The organism is Blautia hydrogenotrophica DSM 10507, from assembly GCF_034356035.1.
Taxonomy (GTDB): domain Bacteria; phylum Bacillota; class Clostridia; order Lachnospirales; family Lachnospiraceae; genus Blautia_A; species Blautia_A hydrogenotrophica.
Map to the genome: position 1 here is coordinate 402,581 of NZ_CP136423.1, position 15,197 is coordinate 417,777.

Below are 15,197 nucleotides of genomic sequence, written 5' to 3' on the forward strand. Positions count from 1 at the left end.
GGGAAGGAGGGGATACCTGTGTCATATCTCATATTGGTGATTAATTTTGGTTCGACTTCCACGAAAATTTCTGTCTTTGAGAATACCGCGGAGCGGCTAAAAGTCTCCGTTAAACATCTGCCTGAAGAATTGGCCTTATATCGGACCGTGGGAGAACAGAAAGAATTTCGTGAGGAAACGGTAGTAAGGACACTAAAGGAACAGGGATTTCAACTGGAACAGTTTCAGGCTATTGCATCCAGGGGTGGAAACTGTAGGCCTGTGCCAGGAGGAATTTACAGAATTAACGAGGCGATGCTCGAGGATATCAAGAGTGGAAGATACGGAATACATGCGACAGGAGTCGGTTGTGAAGTTGCGTTTGAGTTGGGAAAAAAATTCCGCATCCCTGCATTGACGGCGGACCCTCCCATCGCGGACGAATTCTGTGAATTGGCCAGGTTTTCAGGAAAGAAGGAGCTGCCCAGAATATCAAGTGGCCATGTACTGAATCAAAAGAGGACTGCCAGAATTGTAGCACAGATGAGGGGGACTTCTTATGAGAAATCCAATATGATTGTCGTGCACCTAGGCGGCGGAGTCTCTGTGGGAGCCCACCGGAGAGGAAAATTGATTGACATGAACAATGCTCTGGATGGAGAAGGACCATTTTCTCCAGAACGTACTGGGACGATTGTTGTGGAAGAAGTTATACATCTGTGCTTCAGCGGGGAATATACAGAGGAAGAGGCATCGCGGTATTTCAAAGGACAGGGAGGATTAACCTCTTATTTGGGAACCAATAATGGAGAGGAAATTGAAAAGAGAATTGTGTCCGGAGACGCCTATGCGAAAATGGTTTTTCAGGCAATGGCCTACCAAGTGTCAAAAGAGATCGGAGGCATGTATACGGTGTTGGAGGGAAAGGTAGATGCAATTGCTTTAACAGGTGGCTTGGCCCATTCTAAATGTCTTACAGAAGAGATTAAAAAACGTACAGGTTGTCTGGCCCCTGTCTATTTGGTACCGGGGGAGAATGAAATGGTCGCGTTGGCTGAGAGCTCTCTTCGGTATCTGACAGGGGCAGAAAAGGCGAGAGAGTATGAGGAGGTGATTACGTGCTGAATAGCTTAGAGGCCATCTTGAAGAATGTGAAAAATGAGGAGAGAAGGACAGTGGCAGTCGCAGCAGCCGCTGACCGAGAAATTATGGAAGTGGTGCGGGAGGCAGAAACTGACGGACTGGCGAACTTTATCTTGATTGGTGATGAGAAGGAGATCCGTGAACTTCAGCAGGAGGAAGGGATAGACACTGATGCAGAGATTATTCATGAACCGGATGAGAAAAAAGCTGCAAAGTTGGCGGTTCGTCTTGTAAAAGAACAGAAAGCGCAGGCAGTTATGAAAGGGCTGCTGTACACGAAGGAGTTTATGAAGGCGGTTTTGGACAAGGAGGAAGGGCTTCACACAGGAAAGTTAATCAGTCAAATTTCAATTATTGATAGTATACAAGGTGATGGGATACAGATGATTACAGATGGTGTAATTTCTATCGCGCCGGACCTGGATGCTAAGAGAAAAATCATTGAAAATGCTGTGGAGTTGGCCCATAAGTTGGGATACGAATGTCCAAAAGTGGCGCTTTTAGGAGCGGTGGAAGTCATAAATCCAGTAATGATGGATACTTTGGATGCGGCAGCTCTGTGTAAGATGAATGAGAGGGGCCAGATTAAAGGTTGTGTGTTGGACGGCCCTTTGGCATTGGATAATGCTGTTTCAGCGGAGGCAGCCAGGCATAAGAAGATTAAAAGTTCGGTGGCTGGCTCGGCAGATATTTTGTTGGTTCCCAATATCCAGACAGGAAATGTCTTGATTAAAGCACTTACATACTATGCAAAGAAAGACATGGCATCCGCCATCGCAGGCGCATCGGCACCAGTTATTATGACATCCAGGACAGATTCGATACGAAATAAAATATTGTCGATGGCACTGGCGGTATATTTATCGAAGTAGATATCTGCATTTAATTGCAGTAGAGGAAAGGAGATGTTTTGCTTTGGCGATGAAGGTTGGTGTTATAGCAGGTTCTCCAGTTGATACACAGATGGGAGTAGAAGTTTTAAATGTAAGAGGGATAGAAACTTATGCTTATCCTGCTGCAAAAGCGGCGAGGGAGCAGACAGAATTTCAAATGCAGTCTTCGGAGGTTCGGACGAACAGAATTCAAAGACTAATTCAATCGGCTCAATCAGATGGCATGAATGCAATGATGATATATTGTAATTCACTGAGCTCGACGGTGGACATGGAGATGTTGTCGAGGAAGCTAGGAATCAAGATCGTAACACCGCTCATGGCCTATGCCTGTTATGCGAAACAGTATCAAGTGCTTTCTGTGTTGGCAGGTAATAATCAAGGCTTAGCAGGAATTGAACGAGCTATTTTGCAGTCAAATCTTTCCTGCACAGTTGTCGGAGCCAGCTTGCTGCCTATGGTTGTGGAAATAGAAGCTCAGACGCTACCAGAACAAATAGTTGAAAAATTTCATTTGATGAGTTTGTTTGAATTTTTTGAGAGTGCCGGGGCGGAAGCTTTTATTTTAGGTTGTACACATTTTCCGTATATACGAAGAGTGTTGGATGAGAAGGTAAGAATTCCTATTTTAGACCCAGCGGATAAGATGTACGAATTGCTCGTGAATGACTGAGATATTTATCTCGGATGAGTTCTCTTTTACGAGAGGAGGAACGTAAAGATGAAAGGTTTTGTTGACAGATATTTATCACCTGGTTTTGTTCTTATGTCAGTTATGATTGGCGGCGGTTTTGCCACTGGACGTGAAATTGTACAATATGGGGGACAATATGGCTATAAAGGGTGGATTGTGGGGTTGACAATTGCATTGACTTTTTCAGCGCTGTGTGTAATATCTTTTGAGGTGGCGAGAAAATTTCAGGTATTTGATTATCGCAGTCATTTAAAGGTTTATGCGGGCCCGTTAGCACATGTTTATGACATCATCTTTTTTATTCAGTCCCTTTTAGTTATGTCAGTAATGGCATCTGCTACTGGAGATATTCTGCAAAAAACAATGAATTTCCCATATTATGTAGGAGTTCTCGTGATTATTGTAATTTCAGCTCTGCTAAGCTTTTTTGGACAACAGTTAATTGAGAAGTTTGCCGTAGCAGGGGCTGTAGCATTGTATATAGGATATATTACGTTTGCAATTTTGGCCATTTATGGCAGAACCGATAATATAGCGCGGGTTTTTGCGGAGGGAGATACCAGTTATGTCAGTGGAGAATTGGGGATTTTCTCATTAATTTGGGTAGGTATTTTGTATGTGGGGTTTAATGTACAGCCATTGACCACGGCATTTTTTACCTGTGAAAAGTTTAAAAATCGCAGAGAAGCAATGGTTTCCGGTTTTATAGCAGGTTTTATCATTATTATTCCATGGGTTTTGACATATTTAGCATTGATGGCATACTATCCTGATGAGAATGTGTTTGGGGCGGGAGTTCCATGGTTGATTATGATGATGAATGTACATCCAATTGTTGTAATAATTTTTGGAGTTATCGCAGGTTGGACTTTAGTGGCAACTACAGTTGGAGTAATGAATGCCATGACATCGAGAATTGATAAACAATTGGCAGAAAATGATAAACCTCCGTTGAAAGCTCGCACCAGAACATTGATCACAACGGCTTATTTAGTGGGGGCAATCTTAATGTCACGTTTTGGAATCATTGCACTTGTAGACAAGGGATATACTGCAATGGCCATTGGAATGGTGGTTTCATTTATTCTTCCTTTGATTACCGTGGGAGCTTACAAGGCATTCGTAAAGAAATAAAAAATAATTTTAGGGATATTATTTTATAGAGAGAATCGGACAACACCCTGCAACAGGTCATGATGGTTGCAGGGTGTTATTGGTTTTGACAAATCAACACCCGAGAAGCTTGGAAATTTTATTTGAAGTATCTTTGAGTGCTGACACATAGGAAAGTTCATTTTGTTCAATTCTTTGGGCGGCGCCGGAAACGCTGATAGCTGCGACGGCTTTGCCATTGTAAGTGAGTATAGGGACAGCGATACAAGTCAGTCCAACTTCAGATTCTTCTTTGTCTATACCATAGCCCGTTTCTTTGATCTTATATAGTTCTTTCAGAAGGGTGCTGTAATCTGTGATTGTCGTCTCTGTTTTTTTCTGAAGTTCAATATTTTTTAATTCGTTTTCTCTATCAGTCTCTAAAAGATCTGCTAATAAAACCTTTCCAGAACCACTACAGTATGCTGGCATTTGATAACCAATTCTGGAATTCATCTGTAGTGAATGTGAGGAACTGACTTTATCAAGGAAAGTCAGATTTAAGTCCGGAAGTAAAATAGAAAGGTGAACAGTTTCATTTAATTGGTCTCTCAAGTTGATAAGTTCAGGTTTGGCTAGGGAGAAATCGCTTTGTCTGTTCGATACTACTTCTCCAAAATAGCAAAATTTTCTTCCGAGCATATATTTCGCAGAGTGATTTTTAATTACAAAACCCTTGTACTCCAAGGTGTAGAGCAGACGAAAAGCACTTGCTTTTCCAAGCTTTAATCTCTTACTGATCTCTGCGACCCCCAGAAGTTCCTCTTCACTTAAAAGGTCTAGTATACGCAGAGCATTTGACACAGAGCTGAGTAAATATTTATCTTCGTTCATATATAAAAATCCTCCTAAATTTTATAATTTATTTAGCAAAGTCCTACTTTTTCAGAGAAAAGTAGATAGAATTCTTGACTATCTTAATTTTACCTCAAATATTGATTAAAGGAAATGGGTAGATTAATCTTTTCTACTAAAAGTAGGAAAACTCTTGAAATCATGTATATTAAGGGGTATAATAACTTCAAAATAAAAGAAAATTCTTCGGGGCAGGGTGACTCTTGATAGAGAGAATTCCCTACCGGCGGTAAAGTCCGCGAGCCTTTTGGCTGATTTGGTGACTCTAAGCAGATATTTGAATGTCTGTTAACGGGAATTCCAAAACCGACAGTATAGTCTGGATGAGAGAAGAAAGTTGAATGAAGAAGATGAAGTGATTGATACGCCCTGAGAATTTCCTCTGGGTGTTTTTTACGTTTTAGAGAGAGACTATATTGAGATATGAGAATCTTCCTATTAAAAGGTAGCTCGTGGAAATTCAGAGAGTGTCATAAACTTCATCGGTCGCTGACTCTATTCTTTAAGTGAGAATTTCCTTTTATTAGTGAGAATATTTTAAAAGGAGAGAGAAGTATGAGTGAACAAGTAATCAGAAACACCAAAGTGGTGAATCGGAGCAAAACAAGAAACTTAGTGCAGGTGGCTATGCTCGGCGCTGTGGCCGGAGTCCTGATGAATTTTGAATTTCCAATTCCCATATTGGCACCTCCATTTTACCAAATGGATTTTTCTGAAGTTCCCGTACTGTTGGGAGCATTTGCGATGGGGCCTGTGGCCGGGGTAGTCATTGAGCTAATCAAAGTTTTACTACATTTTGTTCTACACGGGACGATGACGGCTGGAGTGGGAGAACTGGCAAACTTTATTTTTGGCTGTGCATTTGCAGTGCCAGCAGGGTTAATTTACCGTTACCACAATAAAAAGACCCGTGTACATGCACTGGTAGGGATGAGTGTTGGAACAGTGCTCACCACATTTATGGCTTGTTTTATCAACGCTTTTTTTCTGTTGCCAGCCTATGGCAAGGCTTTTGGAATGCCAGTCAGCGCGTTTATCGAGATGGGGAATGCCGTTCATGGTTCCGTGAACAATTTGCTAACCTTTGCGGCATTGATTCTGGTTCCGTTTAATCTGTTTAAGTATGTGATTGTGTCAGTGATTGTATTGCTGATCTATAAACGGGTACGAGTGATTTTAAGAGGAGATTGAGACTAAAATGGGGATTATACATGATGTGAGAAAGCTGACAGATCTGTCTTATCTGAATCTGTATCAGCTCCATGCCACCAGTATTCATGAGACGCCTGTGGTATATAATGTGGCTTCCAGAGCGAAAAATGTGGAAAAACTGAAATTGAAAACTCATGAGAATATGGCAGACGGTGTAATCATCTATAGTTTGTACGGAGAGCGCCGGGACCGGGTGGTTCTGGTACGGCAGTATCGGTATACCATTGACGATTATATCTATGAATTTCCTGCAGGGCTTGTGGAGGAAGGAGAAGATTTTCATGCGACTGCTGTCCGTGAGCTCAGGGAGGAGACCGGTTTGACTTTGGAGCTGGTGCCGGTGGAGGAGGGATATGAGAAACCCTACTTTACGACGATTGGGATGACGGACGAGACCTGTGCTACAGTCTACGGTTATGCTAGTGGTACCGTGAGAAAGGATGAACAGGAGGATTCTGAGGAGATCGAAGTGGTTTTGGCTGACCGGCAGGAGGTCCGAAGAATTCTGCGGGAAGAAAAGGTGGCCATCATGTGTGCCTACATGCTTATGCATTTTCTCGACGAGACCAAAGACCCTTTTGAATTTTTGAATTATTGAGCTTCTGGTATTTTTTGATTTCGTTTGGTGAAGTGAGGATGCTGCAAAATCATTGGAATTAGATGGATTTGCAGCATCTTTTTTAGTGTTGGAGAAAATTACAGATCCGTTTACTTTTCAATGGTAGAAAAGAGACGACGGCATTGCAGTTCTATGATATTATATACAGTAAGCAAATGAGAAGTTGTAGGAGTGATGGATGGATGAATAAGCAGCAAATATACGATTATTTGAAACAAGAAAATGTTTGGCACGAGATAACGGAACACGAAGCTGTTTATAACATGGCTGAACTTTCTAGTCTTGAAATACCTTATCCCGAATATGATGCAAAAAATCTCTTTGTTCGTGATGATAAGAAAAGAAATTATTATCTTATTACAGTCAAAGGTGATAAACGAGTAGATTTGAAAGAGTTTCGTAAAAACAATAACACAAGAGCATTATCTTTTGCATCGGCAGATGACTTAATGGATATTTTGGGATTGATACCTGGATCAGTAACACCTCTAGGGTTGTTGAATGATTCTGAGTGTAGGGTGACATTATTTTTAGATAATGACTTTATGAATGGTTTGGGTTTAATAGGTGTCCACCCAAATGACAATACTGCAACAGTTTTTCTTAAAACAGAAGACTTAATGAAACTTATTCAGCAACACGGAAATACAGTAAATGTTGTGCAGATATAAGCTATAGACAAATCCTTGTTTTATAGAACTGGGAAATAGATAGGTATCAAAAAGAGGTGATATTGTGAAATTAGGACTTGGAAAAACTCCATGCAAGGCTTAATGGAATGGACTTGTATGGAGATATGCTATCCAATGAGCTTTGCATTGATGAAAGAATTTTTTAAATGCAAAGGAGAATAGATCAATGAAAGAAAATTATACACAGGTAAATATAAACGAGTGGAGCAGAGGAAATTTATTTAAAAGTTACATGGACAATATGAGAATTGTTATGAGCCTGACAGTTGATATTGATGTAACCAATCTAATTACATTTATTAAAAACAACCATTTGAAATTTTATCCCTCTATGATATGGATAGTTTCAAAAGTTGTTAATGCACATGATGAGTTTAAGTATAGTTGGGATAACGACAGAAATTTGATTAAATGGGATTTTATTTCCCCGTCTTATGCTGATTTTCATAAGGAAGATGAGAATTTCACAAAACTTGTTACCGTATTTTCTGACGACATATTTGAATTTCACAATCGTTTTATGGCTGATAAAGAACAAAACAAGTTCAGACGTGCCTTTGTCGAAAATCAGCCGCGAAACTTTTTTGATGTTTCTTGTCTTCCGTGGATAAAATATAGACATTTTGACGTTCATGTGTTTGATGAAGGCGATTTTCTTGCTCCAGTTATTACCTGGGGGAAATATGAAGTAGAACAAGAAAAATATCTTATGCCTTTATCCATGAATATTCATCATGCTGTAGCAGACGGTTTTCATTTGTCAAGGTTTTTTATTGAAGTACAGGAATTGATAGATTCTATAGACCAGAAAAATTTTTAAACCGGAATTTGGGGGACAAAATATGGATATAAAATATATAGTCGGGGTAATCATAGCATATTTTGTTTTATTTGTGCTGGATCTGATGAGAAAAAGAAGTCATAAACAAACTCGCTCTCTAAAGAGATTTACGATACGGACAATACTAGATATTGCTTATTTGGGCACGTTTTGTGCAGCAGTTGTAGTGGTTCTTTTGATTATTTGTACGATAAATAATCCAGAGTTTTGGGAAGACTGGAATATTTGGGGTACAGTTGTTTTTGGCGCTTTCTTTTTTGTGGTGTTTATCATGATGCTTGCACCAATAAAAGGTTTTTGGGATATCATCGTTGATCATGATGATATAACTGTTGTACATTTTTGGATTTTTAAATGGCATTGGAAAATATCCAGTATATCACATTGCGAATTGAAACTCGGTGGCGCGAATGTATATGTAAAAGGAAGAAGGAGAAAGGCTTTTTTTGTTGACGGTATGACAGACCATTACAGCAATTTTATAAAAAGAATGGAAAAAGAACAGGTTCCCTTAGAATATAAGTTAAGAAATAAACAGTAAAACTAAATAAGCACCCATAAAAACCAGCCAAGAAAAAAGAGAATTTGTATGTAAGAAAGAGGCAAATTTAATGAAAAAGTTTGTGCCAGCGTTAAGTATAGTGCTGTTTCCGTATGCTGTTGCATTTGTACTGTACGGTATTTTTAGCGGTTTTCTAATGGAAAATATTTTTCAAAACAATATTTATTTCTGTCTGTTTATATTGCTTATCATTTGGCTTGTGGCTCTCATTTGTGCAGTTTCGACTTGTGCTGTCAGTTTGATGAGAAAATGGGATTTTGTTGAATTGTGTCGAGTAAATATGTTGATTAAAACGATTTCGATTCCAGCATATCTTTTTACTTTTATCTTTGGAACTGTCTGTATGCTTACAATTTTTACATTTGCAATTTCCGTTATTCTGATGGTTTTAGATGCGATGGCTATTGTTTTAAGTGGCTTAATTGGTATATCTGCCGTTATACGCAGTTGCGATAATAAGGCTATATCAGCAAGAGAAACTTTCTTTTACGGAATTCTTCAATTTGTTTTTTGTGCTGATGTAATTACTTCCATTATTGTATTTCGGAAGTCAAAGAAAAAAGTGAAAGTCAATGTTTAACTTGTTTTTTCAAAAATATACTGTATACCAAAAATAAACAAAATAACAAAATTCCAGTTTTATCAGAAAAAGGAAGAAAGCGACGACAACAAAACGGCTTTTTCGACATTGACGGAAACTTGTCGAGTCTGAAGTTTCATAGTATGGCAAGATTCACATAGTATACGTTGGAGAAACTCAGGAATAGGAGGAAGCTGTCTATCGCTACAGGGCAATTTACGATCAATCTGGACGGAATATATAAAGCTTTGAAACATTTTAATCTTGTGGGCAGAGGGGACATATATTGTAAAAAAGAAGATCAGGTGTGGATATAGTGAATAGCCAAAAAGTGGATAATCTGTTGGATTTAGCTTTGGATTCTACCACTGAGGAAAGGGAAAAATCCCTGAATCTGAACGTGGGATACAATTCTGAGAGTCATCTGTGGGATGTGGTTGTCAAGTACACAGGAAATATCAAAGAATTGGAGAGCGATACTGTCGAGGTGGTGGAGTTACTGAATGGATATGCGGTGGTGACTTTGCCGGAGGAGGAGATCATGAGCTTATCCCAAAGACCTGAGGTGGAGTACATAGAAAAGCCGAAGAGGTTGTTTTTTGCAGCTTTTCAGGGCAGGGAAGTGTCCTGTATACCTCAGGTACAAAGAGAACCGTATCAATTGACAGGAAGAGGGGTGTTAGTGGGAATTGTGGATTCAGGTGTAGACTACAGGCACCCGGATTTCTGCAATGAGGATGGAAGTACCCGGATATTGAGACTCTGGGACCAGACGGTACAGGGAAATGCGCCGGAAGGCTATCGGATTGGAACGGAATACACAAAGGCGCAGATCGACGAGGCACTGCGCCTGCCGCCTCAGGAGGGGTATCAAGTGGTGGCGAGCAGAGACCTAAGCGGTCACGGAACATCGGTTTTGGGAATTGCTGCGGGAAATGGAAGAGCATCAGATGGAGTCAACCGAGGAGTGGCTTATGACAGCGAATTAATGGTTGTGAAACTGGGAACGCCTAGGGAAAATTCATTTCCGAAAACGACGGAGCTGATGCAGGGAGTGGATTATCTTTTGCGCCAGTCGCTGGCTTTGCGCAGGCCTATCGTGATTAATTTGAGTTTTGGAAATAATTACGGTTCTCACCAGGGAAATTCTCTTTTGGAGACGTATCTGGACCAGGTGGCTGATATGGGGCGTTGCTCTGTCTGTGTAGGAGCTGGCAACAATGGAAATCAGCCCCTTCATACAGCGGGAACTCTGGCCCGCGGACAGCAGATGGAGATTGAGGTGGCAGTTGGTGAGTATGAGAGTGCATTGAATATTCAGCTCTGGAAATCTTATGTTCAAGACATGGATATTTACTTGATTCATCCTTCAGGGCAGCAGGTGGGGCCTCTCTATGAGAACTTAGGGACTCAAAGGCATATATTGGGACAGACAGAGCTTTTAATCTATTATGGTGAGCCCAGTCCCTATCTGCTGGCCCAGGAGATCTATATGGACTTTATTCCCAAGTCTTCCTACATCGACACTGGAATCTGGAAAATACGGCTGAGAAACAGAAGTGCAAATCAAGGGAAATTTAACTTGTGGCTGCCGGGAGGAAATGTTCTGAATTCTGGCACGGGTTTTTATATGCCTACGCCGGAGTTTACCTTGACAATTCCATCTACGGCGAGAAAAGTGATTTCTGTGGGAGCTTACGATTCCCGTTACCTGACATATTCTGATTTTTCAGGGAGGGGGCTTGAGGGTATGAGATGGAACCAGAAGCCGGATTTGGTTGCGCCAGGGGTGGATATCCTGGCAGCTAGACCGGGAAATGGCTACGGAAGTGTGACGGGGACTTCGTTTGCGACACCTTTTGTGGCAGGTAGTGCAGCTCTTTTGATGGAATGGGGGATTGTCAAGGAGAATGACCCGTATCTGTATGGGGAAAAGCTTAAGGCCTATCTGCAAAGAGGGGCGGTCCCGCTGCCAGAATTCACAGAATATCCCAATTCTTTTGTGGGGTATGGTGCTTTATGCCTCAGAAACAGCCTGCCGGTCTGAAAGATGCCAAAAAAAGGAAGGGATTTTTTGCGCATAATGTATATTTTTGAGTGCAAATATACGATTAGACTAGATAATATAGCTAATATATGTTATATTTAATATGTATTAGGTGCAGAGCTAAGTTATCTGTTTTGGGCCGTTTTTTTCAATGTGCAGAGGTGGAAGAATGGCAGAGGCAGGTAAAAAAACAAGGTTTGCGAATCAATTGATAAGGAAGGTGGGCAATTGGAGAACTATACTAAGTATAAGTTGAAAGAGAACGATGAGCTGGTATCATTACTGGCCGAAAAGGATCATCTGTTCATCGTTGCTTGTAACAAGTGCTTCAAGGAATTTGAAACCATTGACGAACCAGATTGTGGGGAGTTTGAGAAGATTGTCACCGAGCAGGGAAAAACTATTGTAGGAACTGCAAAGGTGGACTTTTTGTGCAACAAAATCCAGACAGAGAAGAAATTACAGGACATGATACCGGAAAACGCGGAGAATGTTTTTGTGATCTCCTGTGGTCTGGGAATTCAGACTGTTGCAGATTTAGCGGGAAAACCCGTATATGCGGCCAGCAATTCATTGAATTATACGGGACATCACGGCATGGCGCTGACGAAAAAAAGCTGTGATGCATGTGCGCAGTGTTATCTGAATATCACTGGCGGAGTCTGTCCTATCGTCGACTGTTCCAAGAGCTTAGTTAATGGACAGTGCGGTGGTGCAAAGAACGGAAAATGTGAAGTGGACGGCGACAAAGACTGTGCATGGGAGAAAATATACAGAAGACTGGAAAAACAAGGACGTCTTCAGGAGTTCTTAGATCAGCCCGTACAGCTGCGGGATTACTCCAAGGTGAACTTCAAGGCTGTTCAGGATTATGTAAAATCAATCCGTGAAAACAGGCTTGACGGTTACTACGGCGGTGTTCATCCTTCAGAACGTAAAGAGTTGAGCGAGCATCTGGCACTGGAGAAATTTCCTGAGCCGAAGACAGTGGTGATTCCGCTATCACAGCACGCAGGCGCTCCTGCAAATCCTGTCGTACAGGTGGGGGACACTGTCAAGGTGGGACAGATGATTGGCGAGGCAGCTGGCTTTATCAGCAGCCCAGTTCATTCCAGCGTCAGCGGAACCGTAGTTGCGATTGAGTCTCGTCCGCATGCCACAAGGGGCGAGTGTATGTCTGTAGTTATTCAGTCGGATGGAAAAAATACTCTGCACGAATCAGTAAAACCGAATAAAGATCTCGATAGTCTGACACCAGATGAAATCGTTGATATTGTCCGTGAGGCAGGAATTGTAGGTATGGGCGGCGCAGGCTTCCCGACATCTGTGAAGTTAAAACCTGCAAAACCGGTGGATACGATTCTGCTGAACGGCTGTGAGTGTGAACCGCTTTTGACAGCGGACCACAGAGTACTTCTGGAATTCGCAGACGATGTGATCTATGGCTTAAAGGCGATCATCAAGACAGTGGGAGCTGAGAAAGGTCTCATTGTGATCGAGGACAACAAGCCGGATGCCATCGAGCTGCTCCAGGCCAAGACTGCTGACATCAGTGATATAGATGTCGTAGTGGCTAAAACCAAATATCCTCAGGGCGCTGAGAAGATGCTGATTAAGCGCGTGATGGGAAGACAGGTGCCGCGCGGCGGACTTCCGGCAGATGTGGGTTGTGTGGTCAGCAACATCAGTACCACAAAAGCAATTGCCGACGCGATTAAAACAGGAATGCCGCTGATTGAGCGAGTTGTGACAGTGACTGGTGAGAGGATTAAAAAGCCAGGAAATTACATCGTGAAGATCGGAACAAACGTAAAAGAGCTGATTGATTACTGCGGCGGTGTAATCGGCGAAGATATCACAATCAAAGCCGGCGGGCCAATGATGGGATTCGATCTGCCAAACGTAAATGTGCCGATTATGAAAGGTTCCAACGGAATCATTGCCATTGAGACAGACCACACAGAGACTTTAGAGTGTATTAAGTGTGGGCGCTGCGTTGATGTCTGTCCTATGGAGCTTTCACCGCTGTATTTCGCGAAATATGCGGACGAGCAGAATTGGCAGGGTATGAAAGATAAAAATGTTATGGATTGTATTGAGTGCAGATGCTGCGAATACATCTGTTCTTCTAAGATTCCATTGGTTAGCAAGATTAAAGCCGGAAAAAGTGCGGTAAGGGAGATGAAGTGATATGTTAATTACTCAATTAAAATCAAAGGAAACTATCGCATCACTGGTGGATGGAAAGAAAGTTTTTATCATTAACTGCCATGGATGCAAAGAAGTTCATTTCCCGGAAAAAGAGGCCGTAGAGTTACAGAAGGAACTGGCTGCTGACGGGAATTTGACTGGAGTTATCACGACAGATTACATATGTAATCCTGAGAATATGAAATTACGCCTCCAACAACACATGGGAGAGATTGAGGCGGCAGACGCGGTGCTGGTACTTTCCTGCGGTGTTGGAGTGCAGACAATTGCCGAGTATCTTGAGGAGAAGACGGTATACGCTGCCTGCGATACCTTCCCGCTGCCTGGCTTCCAGGGAGTAACCCCTCTGGAGTACGACTGCGATCAGTGCGGAGAGTGCTACTTGAACCTGACTGGTGGAATCTGCCCGATTACTGCCTGTTCCAAGAGCCTGGTAAATGGACAGTGCGGCGGTTCTAAGGATGGTAAGTGCGAAGTGGACGGCAATATGGAATGTGGTTGGGAGCGTATCTACAGGCGTCTTGCGCAGATTGGACGTCTGGATGTGCTGAAATGTCCGACCCAGGTGCGCAATTTTGCGACAGATGATGAAGTGTCTAAATAGAGAAACCGTTGAAATTTTTAAGGATTAGGAGCAATGTATAATGAAAATTACTGAGTTGTTTGAACGTGGTGAATTTGTAGTTTCTGCGGAAGTAGGTCCGCCAAAAGGAATACATATTGAACATTTGCTGGAAGAAGCGAAAACTTATCTGAGCGGTATCACGGCGGTAAACGTGACAGATAATCAGTCCTCCGTTATGCGTCTTGGCTCTCTGGCTGTCTGTAAAGCTCTGAAAGACGAGGGGCTGACACCGATTTTCCAGATGACCTGTCGTGACAGGAACCGTATTGCGTTGCAGTCAGATCTTCTGAGCGCAGCTATGCTGGGAATTGAGAACCTGTTGCTTTTGACAGGCGATCATACGAAGATGGGAGACCATCCTCAGGCAAAACCTGTGTTTGACTTGGATTCTGTTTCTTTGCTGCACACGGTGAGAAAACTGGAAGAAGGCGAAGATCTGGGTGGAAATAAGCTGGTAGGAGAGCCACCGAAGTTCGCGAAGGGAGCAGTTGTGTCTCCTTGCAGCGATTCTGTTGATGCGCAGCTTGCGAAAATGGAGCGCAAGGTTCGTGCCGGTGCAGATTATTTCCAGACTCAGGCAGTCTATGAGCCAGAGAAATTTATCAAATTCATGGAGAAAGCAAAACAGTTTGGAAAACCGGTTCAGTTGGGAATTGTAATTCCAAAATCAGCAGGAATGGCGAAATTCATGAACGATAACGTAGCTGGTATCCATGTTCCTCAGGAGATGCTGGATGAGCTTAAGAAGGATAAAGAAAAAACCAAGGCAGGCATCACAGGCGTGGAGATTGCAGCGCGTATTATCAAAGAGTGTAAACCATATTGTCAGGGTGTACACATCATGGCTCTGGGATGGGAGTCTAAGATTCCAGCTCTTCTTGAGCAGGCTGGTCTTTAAGATTTTGCGCGATGAGCTGTCCGTGGCATCACGGTAAATATGGGAATTGTTTTTTGCATTTTAACTGGGGCTGTCGTATCGGAAGGTACGGCAGCCTTTTTCATATAAGCAGACGGGGAATCCTGCAAGCAGGATTCTTTTTTATTATGGGTGTATACGCCGCAATTTGGAAATACCCTTTGACAAACGAAACG

Annotated in this window: 15 protein-coding genes and 1 riboswitch; of the genes, 14 read left to right on the top strand and 1 reads right to left on the bottom strand. The window is 42.2% G+C overall.

Annotation, left to right across the window (positions count from 1 at the left end; genetic code table 11):
* Window positions 1-18: 18 nt before the first annotated feature.
* The 4 genes from buk to BLHYD_RS01950 are packed head-to-tail and all read left to right on the top strand — an operon-like array spanning window position 19 to window position 3,843.
* On the top strand, window positions 19-1,104 hold the full coding sequence (gene buk / locus BLHYD_RS01935) for a butyrate kinase (protein WP_040350434.1): 1,086 nt from the start codon (window positions 19-21) through the stop codon (window positions 1,102-1,104).
* The gene (locus BLHYD_RS01940; RefSeq protein WP_005947071.1) at window positions 1,098-1,994 is read left to right on the top strand and encodes a bifunctional enoyl-CoA hydratase/phosphate acetyltransferase; all 897 of its coding nucleotides are present in this window, start codon (window positions 1,098-1,100) and stop codon (window positions 1,992-1,994) included. Before buk ends, BLHYD_RS01940 begins: the two co-directional genes overlap by 7 nt.
* A gap of 49 nt (window positions 1,995-2,043) precedes the next feature.
* Window positions 2,044-2,688 (top strand): aspartate/glutamate racemase family protein, encoded by a 645-nt coding sequence (locus tag BLHYD_RS01945; protein WP_005947073.1) that lies wholly within the window; start codon window positions 2,044-2,046, stop codon window positions 2,686-2,688.
* A gap of 48 nt (window positions 2,689-2,736) precedes the next feature.
* Window positions 2,737-3,843 (top strand): YkvI family membrane protein, encoded by a 1,107-nt coding sequence (locus tag BLHYD_RS01950; RefSeq protein WP_005947075.1) that lies wholly within the window; start codon window positions 2,737-2,739, stop codon window positions 3,841-3,843.
* A gap of 93 nt (window positions 3,844-3,936) precedes the next feature.
* Here the strand turns inward: BLHYD_RS01950 and BLHYD_RS01955 are convergent, their stop codons facing one another.
* Window positions 3,937-4,695: an IclR family transcriptional regulator gene (locus tag BLHYD_RS01955; RefSeq protein WP_005947076.1), complete on the bottom strand. Its 759-nt coding sequence runs from the start codon at window positions 4,693-4,695 to the stop codon at window positions 3,937-3,939.
* Window positions 4,696-4,894: 199 nt separating this feature from the next.
* Window positions 4,895-5,055, top strand: a riboswitch (FMN riboswitch).
* A gap of 216 nt (window positions 5,056-5,271) precedes the next feature.
* On the opposite strand from BLHYD_RS01955, the gene BLHYD_RS01960 reads away from it, so the two are divergent.
* From BLHYD_RS01960 to BLHYD_RS02005, 10 genes are all read left to right on the top strand, one after another.
* Window positions 5,272-5,907 carry an ECF transporter S component gene (locus BLHYD_RS01960; protein WP_005947078.1) on the top strand — a complete coding sequence of 212 codons (636 nt, stop codon included), beginning with the start codon at window positions 5,272-5,274 and terminating at the stop codon, window positions 5,905-5,907.
* 7 nt (window positions 5,908-5,914) lie between these two features.
* Window positions 5,915-6,526, top strand: a complete 612-nt coding sequence (locus BLHYD_RS01965; RefSeq protein WP_005947080.1) for an NUDIX hydrolase — start codon at window positions 5,915-5,917, stop codon at window positions 6,524-6,526.
* Window positions 6,527-6,729: 203 nt separating this feature from the next.
* Window positions 6,730-7,218: a prolyl-tRNA synthetase associated domain-containing protein gene (locus BLHYD_RS01970; RefSeq protein WP_005947082.1), complete on the top strand. Its 489-nt coding sequence runs from the start codon at window positions 6,730-6,732 to the stop codon at window positions 7,216-7,218.
* Between the two features lie 187 nt (window positions 7,219-7,405).
* A complete protein-coding gene (locus BLHYD_RS01975; RefSeq protein ID WP_005947084.1) occupies window positions 7,406-8,059 on the top strand; it encodes a CatA-like O-acetyltransferase in 654 nt (217 codons plus the stop codon).
* A 22-nt stretch (window positions 8,060-8,081) separates the two neighbouring features.
* Window positions 8,082-8,621 carry a DUF6560 family protein gene (locus BLHYD_RS01980; RefSeq protein WP_005947086.1) on the top strand — a complete coding sequence of 180 codons (540 nt, stop codon included), beginning with the start codon at window positions 8,082-8,084 and terminating at the stop codon, window positions 8,619-8,621.
* A 70-nt stretch (window positions 8,622-8,691) separates the two neighbouring features.
* A complete protein-coding gene (locus BLHYD_RS01985; protein WP_005947087.1) occupies window positions 8,692-9,222 on the top strand; it encodes a hypothetical protein in 531 nt (176 codons plus the stop codon).
* Between the two features lie 316 nt (window positions 9,223-9,538).
* Window positions 9,539-11,269, top strand: a complete 1,731-nt coding sequence (locus BLHYD_RS01990) for a S8 family peptidase (protein WP_021845707.1) — start codon at window positions 9,539-9,541, stop codon at window positions 11,267-11,269.
* A 228-nt stretch (window positions 11,270-11,497) separates the two neighbouring features.
* Window positions 11,498-13,459, top strand: coding sequence for an electron transport complex subunit RsxC (rsxC, locus tag BLHYD_RS01995; protein WP_005947094.1), 1,962 nt, complete (start codon window positions 11,498-11,500; stop codon window positions 13,457-13,459).
* A gap of 1 nt (window position 13,460) precedes the next feature.
* Window positions 13,461-14,084 carry a methylenetetrahydrofolate reductase C-terminal domain-containing protein gene (locus BLHYD_RS02000; RefSeq protein WP_005947096.1) on the top strand — a complete coding sequence of 208 codons (624 nt, stop codon included), beginning with the start codon at window positions 13,461-13,463 and terminating at the stop codon, window positions 14,082-14,084.
* A gap of 40 nt (window positions 14,085-14,124) precedes the next feature.
* Complete coding sequence (locus BLHYD_RS02005; RefSeq protein ID WP_005947098.1) at window positions 14,125-15,003, top strand: methylenetetrahydrofolate reductase; 879 nt, start codon at window positions 14,125-14,127, stop codon at window positions 15,001-15,003.
* Window positions 15,004-15,197 lie beyond the last annotated feature (194 nt).

Coding starts and splice junctions, on each gene's coding strand:
- BLHYD_RS01985 (WP_005947087.1), top strand. CDS start 8,692: ATGAAAAAGTTTGTGCCAGCGTTAAGTATAGTGCTGTTTCCGTATGCT.
- BLHYD_RS01965 (WP_005947080.1), top strand. CDS start 5,915: ATGGGGATTATACATGATGTGAGAAAGCTGACAGATCTGTCTTATCTG.
- BLHYD_RS01980 (WP_005947086.1), top strand. CDS start 8,082: ATGGATATAAAATATATAGTCGGGGTAATCATAGCATATTTTGTTTTA.
- BLHYD_RS01945 (WP_005947073.1), top strand. CDS start 2,044: ATGAAGGTTGGTGTTATAGCAGGTTCTCCAGTTGATACACAGATGGGA.
- BLHYD_RS01970 (WP_005947082.1), top strand. CDS start 6,730: ATGAATAAGCAGCAAATATACGATTATTTGAAACAAGAAAATGTTTGG.
- BLHYD_RS01960 (WP_005947078.1), top strand. CDS start 5,272: ATGAGTGAACAAGTAATCAGAAACACCAAAGTGGTGAATCGGAGCAAA.
- BLHYD_RS01955 (WP_005947076.1), bottom strand. CDS start 4,695: ATGAACGAAGATAAATATTTACTCAGCTCTGTGTCAAATGCTCTGCGT.
- BLHYD_RS02000 (WP_005947096.1), top strand. CDS start 13,461: ATGTTAATTACTCAATTAAAATCAAAGGAAACTATCGCATCACTGGTG.
- BLHYD_RS01975 (WP_005947084.1), top strand. CDS start 7,406: ATGAAAGAAAATTATACACAGGTAAATATAAACGAGTGGAGCAGAGGA.
- BLHYD_RS02005 (WP_005947098.1), top strand. CDS start 14,125: ATGAAAATTACTGAGTTGTTTGAACGTGGTGAATTTGTAGTTTCTGCG.
- BLHYD_RS01950 (WP_005947075.1), top strand. CDS start 2,737: ATGAAAGGTTTTGTTGACAGATATTTATCACCTGGTTTTGTTCTTATG.